Annotated in this window: 14 protein-coding genes; 5 read left to right on the plus strand and 9 right to left on the minus strand. The window is 63.7% G+C overall.

The annotated features are described in order from the left end of the window. The first annotated feature begins 70 nt into the window (after nucleotides 1-70). The 4 genes from ACLP9N_RS14365 (at nucleotide 71) to ACLP9N_RS14380 (ending at nucleotide 4805) form a co-directional block, all read left to right on the plus strand. On the plus strand, nucleotides 71-2188 hold the full coding sequence (locus ACLP9N_RS14365) for an adenosylcobalamin-dependent ribonucleoside-diphosphate reductase (RefSeq protein ID WP_442408044.1): 2118 nt from the start codon (nucleotides 71-73) through the stop codon (nucleotides 2186-2188). 108 nt (nucleotides 2189-2296) lie between these two features. Next, nucleotides 2297-2728, plus strand: a complete 432-nt coding sequence (locus ACLP9N_RS14370) for a CBS domain-containing protein (protein ID WP_442408045.1) — start codon at nucleotides 2297-2299, stop codon at nucleotides 2726-2728. Nucleotides 2729-2787: 59 nt separating this feature from the next. Continuing rightward, on the plus strand, nucleotides 2788-3969 hold the full coding sequence (locus tag ACLP9N_RS14375; protein ID WP_442408046.1) for a site-2 protease family protein: 1182 nt from the start codon (nucleotides 2788-2790) through the stop codon (nucleotides 3967-3969). A gap of 38 nt (nucleotides 3970-4007) precedes the next feature. After that, nucleotides 4008-4805, plus strand: coding sequence for a universal stress protein (locus tag ACLP9N_RS14380; protein ID WP_442408047.1), 798 nt, complete (start codon nucleotides 4008-4010; stop codon nucleotides 4803-4805). A 136-nt stretch (nucleotides 4806-4941) separates the two neighbouring features. Here ACLP9N_RS14380 and ACLP9N_RS14385 read toward each other — a convergent pair whose 3' ends face one another. The 3 genes from ACLP9N_RS14385 to ACLP9N_RS14395 all read right to left on the minus strand — a co-directional run bounded on the left by ACLP9N_RS14385 (nucleotide 4942) and on the right by ACLP9N_RS14395 (nucleotide 6660). Continuing rightward, on the minus strand, nucleotides 4942-5832 hold the full coding sequence (locus ACLP9N_RS14385; RefSeq protein WP_442408048.1) for a universal stress protein: 891 nt from the start codon (nucleotides 5830-5832) through the stop codon (nucleotides 4942-4944). Between the two features lie 162 nt (nucleotides 5833-5994). Continuing rightward, nucleotides 5995-6156, minus strand: a complete 162-nt coding sequence (locus tag ACLP9N_RS14390; protein WP_442408049.1) for a hypothetical protein — start codon at nucleotides 6154-6156, stop codon at nucleotides 5995-5997. Between the two features lie 72 nt (nucleotides 6157-6228). Continuing rightward, nucleotides 6229-6660, minus strand: coding sequence for a hypothetical protein (locus tag ACLP9N_RS14395; protein WP_442408069.1), 432 nt, complete (start codon nucleotides 6658-6660; stop codon nucleotides 6229-6231). A gap of 473 nt (nucleotides 6661-7133) precedes the next feature. Here ACLP9N_RS14395 and ACLP9N_RS14400 point away from each other — a divergent pair, with 473 nt between their 5' ends. Then, nucleotides 7134-8540: a bifunctional lysylphosphatidylglycerol flippase/synthetase MprF gene (locus tag ACLP9N_RS14400; RefSeq protein ID WP_442408050.1), complete on the plus strand. Its 1407-nt coding sequence runs from the start codon at nucleotides 7134-7136 to the stop codon at nucleotides 8538-8540. Between the two features lie 9 nt (nucleotides 8541-8549). On the opposite strand, the gene ACLP9N_RS14405 is transcribed toward ACLP9N_RS14400, so the two are convergent. The 6 genes from ACLP9N_RS14405 to acsA all read right to left on the minus strand — a co-directional run bounded on the left by ACLP9N_RS14405 (nucleotide 8550) and on the right by acsA (nucleotide 14284). Continuing rightward, nucleotides 8550-8981, minus strand: a complete 432-nt coding sequence (locus tag ACLP9N_RS14405; protein WP_442408051.1) for a pyridoxamine 5'-phosphate oxidase family protein — start codon at nucleotides 8979-8981, stop codon at nucleotides 8550-8552. A 77-nt stretch (nucleotides 8982-9058) separates the two neighbouring features. Then, on the minus strand, nucleotides 9059-9316 hold the full coding sequence (locus tag ACLP9N_RS14410; protein WP_442408052.1) for an acyl carrier protein: 258 nt from the start codon (nucleotides 9314-9316) through the stop codon (nucleotides 9059-9061). A gap of 6 nt (nucleotides 9317-9322) precedes the next feature. Next, on the minus strand, nucleotides 9323-10546 hold the full coding sequence (locus ACLP9N_RS14415) for a dihydrolipoamide acetyltransferase family protein (protein ID WP_442408053.1): 1224 nt from the start codon (nucleotides 10544-10546) through the stop codon (nucleotides 9323-9325). Further along, a complete protein-coding gene (locus ACLP9N_RS14420) occupies nucleotides 10543-11520 on the minus strand; it encodes an alpha-ketoacid dehydrogenase subunit beta (protein ID WP_442408054.1) in 978 nt (325 codons plus the stop codon). Before ACLP9N_RS14420 ends, ACLP9N_RS14415 begins: the two co-directional genes overlap by 4 nt. Further along, on the minus strand, nucleotides 11517-12488 hold the full coding sequence (pdhA, locus tag ACLP9N_RS14425) for a pyruvate dehydrogenase (acetyl-transferring) E1 component subunit alpha (RefSeq protein ID WP_442408055.1): 972 nt from the start codon (nucleotides 12486-12488) through the stop codon (nucleotides 11517-11519). The genes ACLP9N_RS14420 and pdhA overlap by 4 nt, the downstream gene beginning before the upstream one ends. Beyond that, complete coding sequence (gene acsA, locus ACLP9N_RS14430; protein ID WP_442408056.1) at nucleotides 12485-14284, minus strand: acetate--CoA ligase; 1800 nt, start codon at nucleotides 14282-14284, stop codon at nucleotides 12485-12487. The genes pdhA and acsA overlap by 4 nt, the downstream gene beginning before the upstream one ends. Between the last annotated feature and the right edge of the window lie 197 nt (nucleotides 14285-14481).

Consider the following 14481-nt stretch of genomic DNA (forward strand, 5'->3'; position numbering starts at 1 on the left):
GCGCAAGCCGCATCGGACAAACGAGGGTTTCGCGCGTTGGATCTCGGTCGATGACGGGGATACTCGAATGGTGACCAGGCCACCACGGGCCACTGAGTGGTCGGCGACCGTCCGACGCCGCGACGGACGCCTGGTGTCGTTCGACCTGGCCCGCATCGAAGGTGCGGTCGCTCGGGCCGCACGTGAGGCCGGTCACCGGAACCCGGACGTACCGGGCGCGGTGGCCAGGTCCGTCGCCGACGCGCTGGCGCGTCGGCCCCGCGGCGGGGCTGCCACAGTCGAGGAGATCCAGGACCTGGTGGAGGCCCGGCTCGTGGCTGCCGGCCTGGATGACGTTGCCCGCGCATACATCGTCTACCGCCAACAGCATGCCGAGTTGCGCGCGGCCAAAGGGCTGCTAGGTGTGCGCGATGAGCTGAAGTTGAGCATGGCCGCCGTGACCGTGCTCGCGGAGCGTTATCTGCTTCGGGACGATTGCGGCCGGCCTACGGAATCAACCGGCGAAATGATGGACCGGGTCGCGAACTGTGTCGCGGCGGCCGAAGAAAACTATCGGCGCGGCTCGTCGGCAATGTGGGCAGAACGGTTTTCGGCGCTGCTACGCAGCCTGGAGTTCCTACCGAACTCACCGACGCTGATGAACGCAGCTACCGAACTGGGTCTGCTCTCCGCGTGTTTCGTTCTCCCGGCCGAAGATTCGCTGCGCTCGATCTTTACCACGCTCGCGCATAGCGCGGAAATTCACCAGGCTGGGGGCGGCACCGGCTACACGTTCAGTCACTTGCGGCCAGCCGGGGATCGGGTGGCGCGCACCGGCGGTACGGCGAGTGGGCCGATGTCGTTTCTTGGGCTCTTCGATACCGCGGCCGGCGTCATCTCGATGGGCGGCCGCCGGCGCGGCGCGTCCATGGCTGTCCTGGACGTCTCGCACCCCGACATTTACGACTTCGTCACCACCAAGGCCGACTCGCTCAGCGAGCTAACCCACTTCAACCTTTCGGTCGGCGTCACCGACATGTTCCTGCGCGCCGTCACGCGTGACGGCGCTCACCGATTGATCAACCCGCGAACCGGAAAGACCGTCGCACGGGTGCCTGCCGCCGACCTGTTCACCGCGATCTGCGAAGCCGCGCATCGATGCGGCGATCCGGGATTGGTGTTCCTCGACCCGATCAACCGCGCTAACCCGACACCGGCACGGGGCCGGATCGAGGCCACCAACCCTTGCGGGGAAGTTCCGCTGCTGCCCTACGAGTCGTGCAACCTGGGCTCCATCAACCTCGCCCGGATGGTCAGCGGTGGTCGCGTCGATTGGGACCGGCTCGCAGAGGTTGCCGAGCTGGCTGTGCGCTTTCTTGACGACGTCATCGACGTCAGTCGCTACCCCATTCCCGAACTCGAAGTCGCCACCCGGGCCACCCGCAAGGTTGGGCTGGGTGTCATGGGTTTGGCGGAGATGCTGGCCAGCTTGGGGATTCCGTATGACAGCGAACAGGGGGTTAGTCTGGCCGGCCGGATCGCCCGCAGCATCAACCAGGTGGCGCACGCCGCGTCGACGCGGCTGGCCGAGGAGCGCGGGCCATTTTCGGCGTTCGCCGACAGTCGATTTGCGGACTCCGCGCCGCGGCGCAATGCCCAACTCACCTCGATCGCCCCGACCGGCACGATCTCGCTGATCGCCGGCACCACCGCGGGGATCGAACCGATGTTCGCGATCGCCTATACCCGTGCCGTCATCGGGCGACACCTCCTAGAAGTCAACCCGTGCTTTGATCGACTCGCCCGCGACCGGGGCTTCTACAACCACGAGTTGATCGCCGAGATCGCACGGCGCGGCGGCGTGCGCACATACCCCCAGCTGCCCGCTGAGATTCGGTCCGCGTTCCCGACCGCAGCGGAAATCACCCCGGAGTGGCACCTGCGGATGCAGGCCGCCGTGCAGCGCCATGTCGACGCCGCGGTGTCAAAAACCGTCAACCTGCCGGCCGATGCGACCGTCGACGACGTCCGCGCGATCTACCTCGCCGCATGGAAGGCGAAGCTCAAAGGGATCACGGTCTACCGTTACGGCAGTCGGCAGGGGCAGGTGCTCAGCTACGCTTCCCCCTTCCCCGCCCCCGAACAAGCGTTGTTATCAGTTGACCCCACATTCAGCGGCGGCTGCGTCGGCCATACGTGCGAGTTCTGACCAGGCCCATTGGCCCGCGACCAGAAGGTCGAACGACCCTAGTGTCCGCTACGGCGTCGCCTTAAGTTCGCAGCAGGCGGGAATCCAACCCAACTGGAGGAGAATGTAATGACCACCGCACGTGACATCATGAATGCCGGTGTGACCTGTGTCGGCGAGCACGAGACGCTAACCGCTGCTGCCGAACACATGCGCGAGCACGACATCGGTGCGCTGCCAATCTGCGGGGATGACGACCGGCTGCACGGAATGCTCACCGACCGCGACATTGTGATCAAAGGCCTTGCGGCGGGTCTAGACCCGAATACCACCTCGGCTGGGGAGCTGGCCCGGGACAGCGTCTACTACGTAGACGCGAACGCTAGCATCCAGGAAATGCTCAACGTCATGGAAGAGCATCAGGTCCGCCGCCTTCCGGTCATAGAGGAGCACCGCCTGGTCGGTATCGTCACCGAAGCCGACATCGCCCGGCACCTGCCCGAGCATGCCGTTGTGCAGTTCGTCAAAGCGATCTGCTCACCCGCGGCGATCACCAGTTAGTAGTGTCGGGATGTTAGCGCCAAAAGCTCTGGTGTCCAATAGTGTTGGGAGGTATTAAGGTGCGCGATGCGATCCCATTGGGGCGCATCGCCGGGTTTCCGGTGAGCGTCAACTGGAGTGTGCTGGTCATCCTGTGGTTGTTTACGTGGAGTCTGGCAAGCACATTGCCGACCACCGTCAAAGGGTATGCACCCCTGGCTTATTGGCTGGCCGGAGCGTGTGGAGCGCTGGTGCTGCTGGCATCGCTGCTGGCCCATGAGCTCGCGCACGCCGTCGTCGCCCGTCGTTCGGGTGTAGCGGTGAAGAGCGTGACACTATGGCTGTTCGGCGGCGTGACCACGCTCGGTGGCGAGGCAAAGACACCCAAAGCGGCCTTGCGGATCGCAATCGCCGGCCCGGCCACCAGCCTTGCGTTGGCAGCGACGTTCGGTGGGCTTGTCGCAGCGCTACATACCGTGCGGGCCGCCCCCATCGTGGTTGGCGTTGCTTCATGGTTGGCCTTGATCAACCTGGTGTTGGGCCTGTTCAACCTGTTGCCGGGGGCCCCGTTGGACGGTGGCCGGGTTCTGCGGGCCTACCTATGGCGGCGCCATGGCGACAGCGTGCGGGCCGGCATCGGCGCGGCGCATGCCGGACGCGTGGTCGCATTCATCTTGATCGCGTTGGGATTGGCCGAGTTTGTGGCGGGCGGCCTTGTCGGAGGCGTCTGGTTGGCGTTCATCGGTTGGTTCATTTTCGCTGCCAGTCGCGAGGAAGAGACCCGGATATCGACCCAACAGCTCTTTGCCGGGATGCGCGTCGCCGACGCGATGACAGCCCAACCGCACACCGCTCCCGGCTGGATCAGCGTCGAGGATTTCATCCAACGCTATGTGCTCGGCGACCGCCACTCGGCATACCCGGTTTCCGAACGGGATGGATCGATCGTGGGACTGGTCACCCTGACACAACTGCGCCATGTGGCGCCGAACCGGCGCACCGCTACCAGCGTGGGTGAGATTGCTCTGCCGCTGCAGAGCGTGCCGACCGCGGCACCACAGGAACCGTTGAACGCTCTGCTTGAGCGGATGGCCCCGGTCGGTCCCCACAGTCGTGCCCTGGTCATCGACGGGCGCGGGGTGATCGGCATCGTCACTCCTAGCGATGTCGCACGGTTGATCGATGTCTACCGGCTCGCCCAGCCGGGGCCGGCCCTGACAGCACCGGGTCACGCGTCCGAAACGTATTCCAACGCTGGGTGATCCGGCATCGGGCCGATGTCCGGGAGAGGGAAGTGACGATGAAGCCGATCATTGTTGGTATCGATGGTTCGCAGACGGCGATCACGGCCGCGCTCTGGGGTATTGACGAGGCCATCAGCCGCGCTGCGCCGCTACGCCTTCTCTCGGTTATCAAGCCGACGCACCCATACCCGGAAGACTACGAACGCGATCTCCGGCATGCCGAGAAATGCCTTCGGGAGGCCCAATCCGCTGTTGAAGCCAGCGGAAAGCTCGTTAAGATCGAAACCGAGATCCCGCGTGGCCCGGTCGGGCCAGTCCTGCTGGAGGCATCGAGCAACGCCGAGATGATCTGCGTCGGCTCCGTCGGCATCGGGCGCTACGCCCGCTCGATCTTGGGTTCGACGGCAACTGAACTCGCTGAAAAGGCGCAGTGCCCGGTCGCGGTGATACGTGCAAAAGCTAGCCAACCTCCGCCGGAGATCAATTGGATCGTCGTACGGATGACCGACATCCCCGGTAACGACGCCATTGTCGAATGCGCTGCGCAGGAAGCGAAGTTGCGCAGGGCGCCCATGCTAGTCCTCGGAGGACGGCCGGAGGACCTCACCGAGCACGCGGACGGCGCGTTCGAACGTCGGGTGCAGGATTGGCGTCAGCGTCATCCGGAGGTGCGCGTCTATCCGATCACTACCAAAGAGGGTATCGTCAGCTTCCTGCAAGCCAACGGCGAGCGGGTTCAGCTCGCGGTCATCGGTGGCGCCGAGGCCGGTCAGCTGGCGAGCCTCATCGGGCCTTCCGGACACCCACTTTTCCACCATCCGGAATGCTCAGTGCTCGTCGTCCGCGGGCGGTGAGCGGCGCGCAGAGTTCTCACGCAACACCCGCTCGGCGCGCTCGTCGCTGACCAGCCAGGCGTCCAATGGCGGGGCGGGGTCGACGCTACCTCCGCACCCCGTTACTCAAAGCTCAAGCCCTGTAATGCCCCGCAGTTCAATGCGACTCGCGTGCCACGATTACCGGCACCCGCGCCATTTGGGCAACGGTCTCGCCGACTGAGCCGACCAGCAGTCCGGCGAATCCCCCGCGGCCCCGGTTGCCGACCACGACCAGCTGGGCCTTCTCGGACTGCTGGACGATTTGGCGTGCCGGCTGAGCCTGCACGACGATACGGGTCACCTGCACGTCGGGGTACTGTTCTTGCCAACCCGCCAAACGTTCGGCCAACACCTCTTCGGCCATGGATTGTGTTGCCGGCCAATCGATTCCCGGCCACTCAGTGACATCCAGGTCGCTCCATGCGTGTAGCGTTACCAATCCCACCTGCCGGCGCGAGGCCTCATCGAAGGCGATCGCGGTAGCCAATTCCGATGCTGGCGATCCGTCGATAGCGGCCAAGACCGGCGCCTGGACCGGAGTTGGCGTCGACAGATCCTCTTCGTGGACGATCGCGACAGGACAATGCGCATGACGAAGTAGCGCCGCACTAACCGAACCCAGAAGCCGGCCAGGCCACCGCCCACTGCCTTGTGACCCGGCGACCAGCATCTCGGCGTCCTTGGACAAGTTGATCAACGTAGGGACGGCTCCCGACGACAAGATTTCAGTGTGGATCCCGGCGGGACCGCCATGCTGGCTGACCTCTTCGACCAGCTTGAGCCCCTCGTCGACCAGTCGGCGCCCGTGATCCTGCTGCCAACGCATCACGCCGGCAGGCAGGGGAGTCCTCAGCCACGTCGAGACCTCCGGTGAAATCGCATGCACCAGCGTCAGCGGGATTTTGCGCAGCTCGGCGTCGTGTGCCGCCCACTGCAAGGCCACTCTGGCGGCCGGTGAATCATCGATGCCGACGACAATTCCCATAGGTGCGTTGCGCGATGACATGGCTTGTCCTCATATTCGTTTGCGTATTAGCTGGCTCCGCCGCCGTTGGCCGGGCCGGTCGTACACGACCGTATCGACGATGGGACCCTTGGGTCAGAGCCGTTTGTCACCAGCCGCGCGGCAATACGTCCCACCGGTCGCATCAGTTCCGGAGTCTTCGGTCTAGTGGCGTACCACCAGCACCGAACACAACTCGACAACCGAGCTGGCCGCGGCCGGAACGAACCGCATCAGTGGGGTGACCTGACCACTGCCGACGATGGCCAGTTGGACGGGTTCTGGACTTAGCCGACTCGGGGCGGGCTCGAAGCTGGTTTTGGCCATCGCGTCCTCCCCGGATTCACCTAGGGGAGGACGTCGATCAGGGCGCGTTTCGAAGCTGTCCGGGCGCGCGCATCATGCTGCGCGCGGGAGCTCCGGAGTAGATGTTTCGGCTTGTGCCACAGGCTGACTCGGTGCGGGACCCCAGCCGACGTAGGCTAGATACAGCCCGACGAGTCCGATGAATACGTCGACGCTCACCCACAAGGCACCCACACGGAGCGGGGCGTCAGCGGCAGCCATGAAGGCATGCGGAAAAGCCATGAGAAACAACGCCCGTATTGCGAGAACCCAGCCCACCACGGACACGGTGATTGCCGCTGCACCTCGCCAGTACTGGTGAAGCGCGACGATGACGAGGGCGACCAGAAGCAGAAAGGCGCCCGTCACCCACGGCCACGCGGCGCTGGCCTCGAAGTCCGAGAGCAGTGTTCGCATATCCGATGCACGGGCCACCGTCGTGGCGGCGACGATGACAAAAAACGGACCGAGCACGCGGGCGAACATGCGCGTCCTGAGCTGTTGCTCTGAAGTGCTCATTAGCCGTATCTTCCTGAATGCCGGGCACCATAACGGTGACAGGCCGGTTGTCGTGATTGAGATTTTCATCCCATACGGACATCTGAGCATTTGACCAAACCAATGTTGCAGGGCCTGAAGTCCCATATCGTCGGGACATTCGTCGTGAGTCGAGCCGCCTTGACAGTTGGCTGACCACCCAGGGACTTAGGGCCATAACCCGAGGACAAACGGCTCTCGTGGTGCGTTGGTCGCGCTAATACGGTCGAAACGAGTGCTTGCGACCGCCAGAGGAAAAGGTTGACCCGTGTCTAAACAGGCCCCGGCCGTGTTACCGATGCGAGCCGTACTGGGCACCGCGCCGGTGCCATTCCCGGATCTGCTTCTACTGCCGGCCTATCCGTTGATTGTCTGGGATCCAGACGAATTCACAAAGTATGTGGTCAGAAAGCGATCCCACAGTGAAGACTAGGCACAACAGCGGTGGGGCAACCACGGCGCGGCGCCATGAACGGGTTTTGGTCAGCGCTGATGTCCGGGCGGCCCGCCTCATTAGCGTAGCGATGTTGCTGTGCGTCCTGGGCTGGTTGGCGGTGCTGGTCGCCCGCGAACACCTCGGCTATGGCCGCGTTGCCCCCGGCCGGTTCGGGTGGTCATTGGCGCTGCTTGCCGCGGTGGTCTTGATTGCGCGGGGCATTTTTCTCGGCCGGCCGGTGACCACTGGGCATGCGATGGCGGCGGCCGGCGCGGTGAGCGCGGGGGTGTGTGCGCACTTCCTGTCGCTTGGAGTGCTCGGCAACTTTCTGGTCGCCGGCAGCGGGCTCGCACTCATGTGGCCGACGACGGCGCGACCGCAACCGGAGATGCTGGAGCAGGTGTGGGCGCTGGTCAACGCCACACGCGGAGACCCGTTGGCGCCTTTTGCCATGCACTCGAGCAAGAGTTATTACTTCAATGCCGACAAGTCCGCGGCGATCGCTTACCGTAGCCGGCTTGGGTTCGCCGTAGTCAGCGGCGACCCGATCGGCGATCTCGCCGAATTCGAAAAACTTGTCGCCGATTTCGTCCGGATGTGCCGCAGCCGGGGCTGGCAGATCATCGTATTGGCCGGCGGTGAGCGGCATCTCGGGCTGTGGCGCAGCGAGGCCGTGGGACAGCCGATGGTGGCAGTGCCGATCGGACACGATGTCGTCGTCGATGTCCGTCACTTCACCCTGACGGGCCGGCGTTTTCGCAATTTACGCCAAGCGGTGCAGCGCACCCGCAACTGCGGGATCACTACCGAGATCGTTGACGAGCAGGAACTCGACCCGCCGTTGGCCGCCGAGCTGACCGAGGTGTTGTACGCCGCGCACCGCGCCGCGCGCACCGATCGCGGGTTCTGCATGAACCTTGACGGGGCCCTGCAAGGCCGCTTCCCCGGCATCAAGCTGGCCATCGCGCGTGACCGGTACGGGCGGGTCGCGGCGTTTCACCGATACGCCACGGCCGGCGAGGGAACCGAAGTCAGCCTCGACGTGCCCTTCCGTCGTCCAGACGCGCCCAACGGCGTTGACGAGCGGCTCAGCGTGGACATGATCACCGATGCGAAAAGCCATGATGCGCTGCGGCTTTCGCTGGCGTTCGCGGCATTCCCGGAGATCTTCGATGCCAGCCACCCGGGCTTGCTGCAGCGGGTCGCGCTTTGGGCGATCCACTTGCTGGATCCGCTGATCCGGCTGGAGTCCCTTTACCGCTACCTGCGCAAGTTTCACGCGCTGTCCGACCGGCGCTACGTGGTGTTGTGTGTCCACCACATCCCAGCGGCGCTGATGGTGCTGTTGTCGCTTGAGTTCGTGCCGCGCCCGCGGCATCTGCGACCGGGATAGCCCAAGGAATCAGGTGAGATCGGATTTCTCCAGCGGTGCGCCGAACCGGAACCGGCGGCCCGTGACTGCCTCAGGGATGATCCGCACATAGTGCGTCTTCTCAGACGCCGTCCACGGCAATACCTGGGCACGCTCGGCGTCTTCGATCTCCTCTTGGGTGCGCAACGAGCGCGCGGTGCCTTTGATGATCACGCTCCATCCCTCGGCGACATTGTGGTCGTCGGCCTCGAAGAGCACGCGATGGTTTATCGCGGTGCTGACCAACTTGGTGCCTTCTGCGGTGCGGAACAGCACCGTGCGACGCTGGACGACGTAATTGACTGGGAAGATCTCGGGCCGGCCGTCGACGCTGGTGACGAGCCGCCCCAGCGTGACACCTGCCAGAAGATCCCAGCATTCGTGCACCGGCAGGATGGTAGCCCCATCATCGGTTACTGACATCAGCATCCCCTTCATCAACACACGACGGACACAACACTAGCGCCGGCCCGATTCGGCCCCGCCCTCTTCTAGCGGCGTTAAGCAACGGGATTGGAGCCGTTCTTTTCGACGTAGCTGACCACATCGGCCAGCGTCCGCAGTGACGCGTAGTCCGCCTCCGGAATGTCGACGTGCAGCCGTTTGTGGATTCCGCGCAGAAAATTCAGCCAGTCCATCGAATCGAGATCGACTTGATCTCGAAGCAGAACGTCGTCGCGGATGTCATCGGGTTCGATTTCCGGGGCAATGGTTGTCAGCACAGACAGAACCACACCACGCGTGTCTTCTTGATTCATCGCTCATCACTTTTCTAGGAGGTCGGGTTGCTGGAGCAGGTCGTTGATCGCGCTGAGGAACAAGGCGCCGCGGTGGCCGTCACTTGCCCGGTGGTCGGCGGCGAGAGTGGCTTGCACGGTGGTCACGATCCGAATCCCGCCGTCGATCACGCGGACCTGCTGTGTCGGCTGGCCGAAACCGACGAGGGCTACCTGCGGTGGGTAGATGATGCCGAAGACCGCGTCGACGCCTTGGTCGCCCAGGTTCGTGACCGTGATGGTCGGGTCAGACATCTCTGAGCTCCGCAGCGAGAAGGAGCGTGCCCGCGCCACGAGATCGGTGAGATCGTCCATCAATTCGTCGAGCTTTTTGTCCGGAACGTCGTGTATGGCCGGCGCGACGAGGCCACCAGCGCGCAGCGAGATCCCGACGCCGACATGAACTCCAGTCGCCGGCTGGAACCCGTCGTCTCGCCAGAATCCGTTGAACTCGCCGAACCGCTGTGCAGCGATGCCGACAGCCTTCAAGAGCAAGACCGCCGGCAGTACCCGTTCGTCGATGGAACGCTGTGCGTTTCGGGTGGTCAGCCAGGTCAGTGCGTTGTCCAAGATGATTTCGTGGGCGAGGTAATAGTGCGGAATCTCCCGTTTGGACCGTCCCATCGCGGCCGCGATCGACTTCCGCATCTGCGCTGCGCGCTCGGCTGCCGTCGCTTTGGTGATCGGCTTGGTGGCTGGTTCCTTAGGGGCCGCGGCGTGCTCGATAGTGGCGGCGGCGTGCTCGACGTCGCTGATGATGACTGCCCCCTGTGGACCAGTCCCGCTCACCGTGTCGATATCGACGGCCAGACTTTGGGCCAGGCGGCGCGCGGCCGGTGATACCCAGCGACGTCGCTGCGGGACCGTCGGGGGAGTGACGGCACCGGACGGCCCCCTCGACGGCGCCGCCGCCGGCTTTGTGGCGGCTTTCTTCGACGGCCGGGCCCCTGTGCGAGGCCGCCGTTCTGCACGCTCACCCGGCGCCAGGAGGGTGGCCAATACCGATCCCACTTGGACGGTTTCACCGACGGGAACGACTAGCTCGCTGACGGTGCCCTCCTGCCAGCATTCGATTTCGACTGCGGCGTTGGTGGTTTCGACGACCGCCACGATTTGCCCCCGAGTGACCTTGTCGCCGGGCTTCACCAACCATTCGTCCAGGGTGCCTTCGTCCATATCGGCGCCCAGGGCGGGCATCTTGAACTCGATCATTGTTGCTCGCCGAATAGGCGTTGTACGGCGGCGACGATCGTGGCAGTTTGGGGCAGGGCAGCCTGTTCGAGGTGCTTTGCGTACGGCATGGGAACTTCGGCGCTGCACACTCGAGCAACTGGGGCGTCGAGGTCGTAGAAGGCTCCCTCCATCACTCGTGCGATGACCTCTGCCGCCAGGCTGCCAGTGCGCCACGCCTCGTCGATTACGACGGCACGATGTGTCTTGCGAACAGATTCGAGCATGGTGTCATCGTCAAGTGGTCGCAAGACCCGCAGATCGACCACTTCGCAATCGATTCCGGCAAGTGACAACTCATTCGCGGCGTCGAGCGCCTTCCAAAGGGAGCCGCCGTAGGTCACCAGGGTGACGTCGGTCCCGCTGCGGCGGATCGCTGCCCGGGAGATATCAGTAGGGGTAAGGGCCTCGACGTCGGCCGAGGTGTTGTAAAGCTGAACGTGCTCGAAGATCACCACCGGGTCAGGGTCCGCCAAGGCCGGCCCGAGCATGCCGTAGGCATCTTCGACAGTGGCCGGAGCTACCACCTTGATGCCCGGAATGTGTGCGTACCAGGGTTCCAGGCTATGCGAGTGCTGGGCGGCGAGCTGGCGTCCGGCCCCGGTCGCCATTCTGACAACGAGCGGGACAGAGAACTGCCCACCGGACATATGGCGAAGGGCCGCAGCGGTATTGACGAGCTGATCCAGTGCCAACAGGCTGAAATTCACCGTCATGACTTCGACTATTGGGCGTAGTCCGTTCAGGGCGGCACCGATTCCGATACCAACGAAACCCAACTCCGACAGTGGAGTGTCACGCACCCGATCAGGCCCGAATTCCGCTAGCAGACCTTTGGACGCCGCGTAGGTTCCGCCGTACCGCCCGACGTCTTCTCCCATCAGCACAACGCGCGGGTCGTCGCGCAAAGCATCGCGAAGCGCGTCGTGAACGGCCGTCCGGTAACTGGTCTTCATCGTGCCGACTCCGGAGTCAACACGTCACGCTCGAGATCCGCTGCGTCCTCCCATGTTCCCGCCTCAGCAAATGCCACCGCGGCCTCGATTTCGGCTGCTGCAGAATCTTCGATGTCACGCACGTCAGCCTCGGAGAGCCTGCGGTCGAGCAGGCACTGCTCGGTGAATAACCGGATAGGATCACGCTCCCGCCATCGCTCGACTTCGGCCTTGTCCCGGTACAGTTCCGGGTCGAACATCGAATGCGCCCGGAAGCGATACGTGCGGAACTCGATGAAGAAGGGCCCACCCGTGTCGCGGACGTGATTCACGCCCTGTTGCGCGGCGGCGTGGCATGCCTCGACATCCATCCCATCGACGGCCAGCGTGGGAACGCGGTACGACGCCGCTTTGACGGTGAGATCGGTCTGCGACTGCGCCCGCTCCAATGCGGTGCCCATCGCGTAGAGGTTGTTTTCGCAACAGAACAACACCGGCAAGTTCCACAGCACGGCCATATTCAACGACTCGTGAAACGCGCCCTCGGCCACGGCGCCGTCACCGAAATAGCAAGCAGTTACCCGCTTTTGCTGCAACATCGCATCGGCGAGCGCGATGCCTACCGCGAGTGGCAGGCCGCCGGCGACGATCGCGTTGCCGCCGTAGAACCGCTTGGACGCATCGAACAGGTGCATAGACCCGCCGCGGCCACGCGAGCAGCCTTCCTGCTTGCCGAACATCTCGGCCATGATCGAGGTCATGGGGATGCCGCGCAACAGTGCGTGCGCATGCTCGCGGTAGGTCGCGACGACCGCGTCATCGTCGGCCAATGCGCGCAGTGAACCGGCCGCGACGGCTTCTTCCCCGACATAGAGATGAAGGAATCCACGAATCTTGGCTGCGCTGTAGAGTTCCGCGCATTTCTCTTCCATGCGACGCACGCGAACCATATCTGATAAGAGTTCATGCGCCAGCTTCGTATCGGTCATGATGGAACCTCCTCGGCGTGGTGGTCATGGTGTTGTTCGATGGTGGAGGTATCGCCTTCGGGTAGCCCGAGTTCGCGGGCCTTCAGCAGCCGGCGCATGATCTTGCCGCTGCTTGTGTGTGGCAACGTGTCGACGAACTCGAGCTCTTTGGGCGCCACGGCGGCCCCAAGCCGTTTGCGCGCGTGGCCTATCAATTCCAGGCGCAGGTCTTCGTCGCCGACCACACCATTCTTAACCGTGACAAAGGCTTTGATCATTTCGCCGAGCATTGGGTCGGGCTTGCCGATGACTGCCGCTTCGGCCACCGCCGGATGATCGGTCAGCGCGCTTTCCACCTCGAACGGACCGATCAGGTGCCCCGCGGACTTGATCACGTCGTCTTTACGTCCGACGAACCAGAAGTAGCCGTCGCTATCTTTCTTCGCGAGATCTCCGGTCAGGTAGAACTTGTCCGTGAAGCAGTTCCGGTATCGCTCCTCGGCGTTCAGATAGCCGCGGAACATCGATGGCCAGCCGGGCTTGAGCGCGAGCTCACCCTCGACCTCGGGTTCGTCGATGACTGTGGTCGTGCCATCGTCGTTGTGGCGCACTATGTATGCGTCCACGCCGGGCAGCGGGCGACCCATCGAGCCGGGCTTGATGTCGAACGCGGGGGTGTTCGCGATCATGATGCCGCCCGTCTCGGTCTGCCAACAATTATCGTGAATCGGTAAGCCCAGCACCCGTTTCCCCCACCAGACCGCTTCGGGGTTCAGCGGCTCACCCACACTTGCGATGAAACGAAGCCGCGGAAAATGGTATTGCGCGGGCAGTTCGGGGCCCGCTTTGATCAGCATCCTTATTGCGGTCGGTGCGGTGTACCACACCGACACACCCTGGTCCTGCAGAATCCGATACCACCGCTCGGCGTCGAATTCCGCCTCGTCGACGATGGAGGTGACCCCGTGCAGCAGCGGACTGATGATACCGTAGGATGTTCCGGTTACCCAGCCGGGATCGGCTGTGCACCAATAGATGTCGTCGGGATGTAGATCAAGCGCATACAAGCCGGTGACATAGTGCATGGCGACGGCGCCGTGCACGTGGATAGCACCTTTGGGTGTGCCGGTGGTACCGCTGGTGAAGTGCAGCAGCGCCGGGTCGTCAGGGTTAGTGGGCTCGATCGGCGTATTCTCGTCGGCTGCGTTCATGTAATGCCAGAAGTCGAGTGTTGCGGGCAGCTGCGCGCCGGCTGGGTCTTCGTCGACTACAAAGATATGCCGCACCGACGGCAGCCGATCACGAATCTTGGCGATCTTGCGCTGGTAAATCGCCCTGGTGGTCACCAACACATCGGCTTGTCCGATGTTGACTCTGGTGGCGATGGGCTCCGGCCCGAAGGCCGAAAACAACGGCGAAACTATGCTGCCGTTGCGGAGCGCACCTAGCATCGCGATGTAGAGCTCAGGGATGCGGCCCATGATCGTGAACACGCGGTTGCCCTTGTTGATGCCGAGCGCACGCAGCGTTCCGGAGAATCGTTGGGCCAGCCCGCCGAGCTCTGCGTAGCTGAGATCTCGCGTGGCGATCGCACCATCCCAGCCTGTATCGGTGACAAACCGTAACGCTGTGCGTCGCGCGACCGGACCCGCGGCATGGCGGTCGAGGGCGGCGTAGGCGATGTTGCACTTGCCGGGCCCCATGCCTTCGCAAAGCGCCGGCAGATCAGACCAGCGAAATTGCGCCCGTGTCTGCTCGTAGTCCGAAAGGTTGGGCCGGATGCCCCAGTCGTTAGGTGTTTTGCGGATGACATCCATAAGGCGTCCTAGTGATGTGGCCTATTCCATACCGGTTGCTTGGTCGTCATTATCGTTTGCCCACCCCTCCAGCCCGCAATAGAGAAGAAAGTCATCAGTCAAGACGCGTTTCGTCCTTGGGTCGAAGCGCTTGCGCATGCTGTCTCGGCGGCGCGGCACGTGGTGTCCCAGCAGGGTCAAATGACCTGGCGCTGGGG

It is taken from the genome of Mycobacterium sp. (assembly GCF_052144515.1).
Taxonomy (GTDB): Bacteria; Actinomycetota; Actinomycetes; order Mycobacteriales; family Mycobacteriaceae; genus Mycobacterium.

What these genes read in the sequence shown, in the direction of transcription:
- ACLP9N_RS14370 (WP_442408045.1), top strand. Translation starts at nt 2,297, where the DNA reads ATGACCACCGCACGTGACATCATGAATGCCGGTGTGACCTGTGTCGGC.
- ACLP9N_RS14380 (WP_442408047.1), top strand. Translation starts at nt 4,008, where the DNA reads ATGAAGCCGATCATTGTTGGTATCGATGGTTCGCAGACGGCGATCACG.
- ACLP9N_RS14385 (WP_442408048.1), bottom strand. Translation starts at nt 5,832, where the DNA reads ATGTCATCGCGCAACGCACCTATGGGAATTGTCGTCGGCATCGATGAT.
- ACLP9N_RS14390 (WP_442408049.1), bottom strand. Translation starts at nt 6,156, where the DNA reads ATGGCCAAAACCAGCTTCGAGCCCGCCCCGAGTCGGCTAAGTCCAGAA.
- ACLP9N_RS14395 (WP_442408069.1), bottom strand. Translation starts at nt 6,660, where the DNA reads ATGTTCGCCCGCGTGCTCGGTCCGTTTTTTGTCATCGTCGCCGCCACG.
- ACLP9N_RS14405 (WP_442408051.1), bottom strand. Translation starts at nt 8,981, where the DNA reads ATGTCAGTAACCGATGATGGGGCTACCATCCTGCCGGTGCACGAATGC.
- ACLP9N_RS14410 (WP_442408052.1), bottom strand. Translation starts at nt 9,316, where the DNA reads ATGAATCAAGAAGACACGCGTGGTGTGGTTCTGTCTGTGCTGACAACC.
- ACLP9N_RS14415 (WP_442408053.1), bottom strand. Translation starts at nt 10,546, where the DNA reads ATGATCGAGTTCAAGATGCCCGCCCTGGGCGCCGATATGGACGAAGGC.
- ACLP9N_RS14420 (WP_442408054.1), bottom strand. Translation starts at nt 11,520, where the DNA reads ATGAAGACCAGTTACCGGACGGCCGTTCACGACGCGCTTCGCGATGCT.
- pdhA (WP_442408055.1), bottom strand. Translation starts at nt 12,488, where the DNA reads ATGACCGATACGAAGCTGGCGCATGAACTCTTATCAGATATGGTTCGC.
- acsA (WP_442408056.1), bottom strand. Translation starts at nt 14,284, where the DNA reads ATGGATGTCATCCGCAAAACACCTAACGACTGGGGCATCCGGCCCAAC.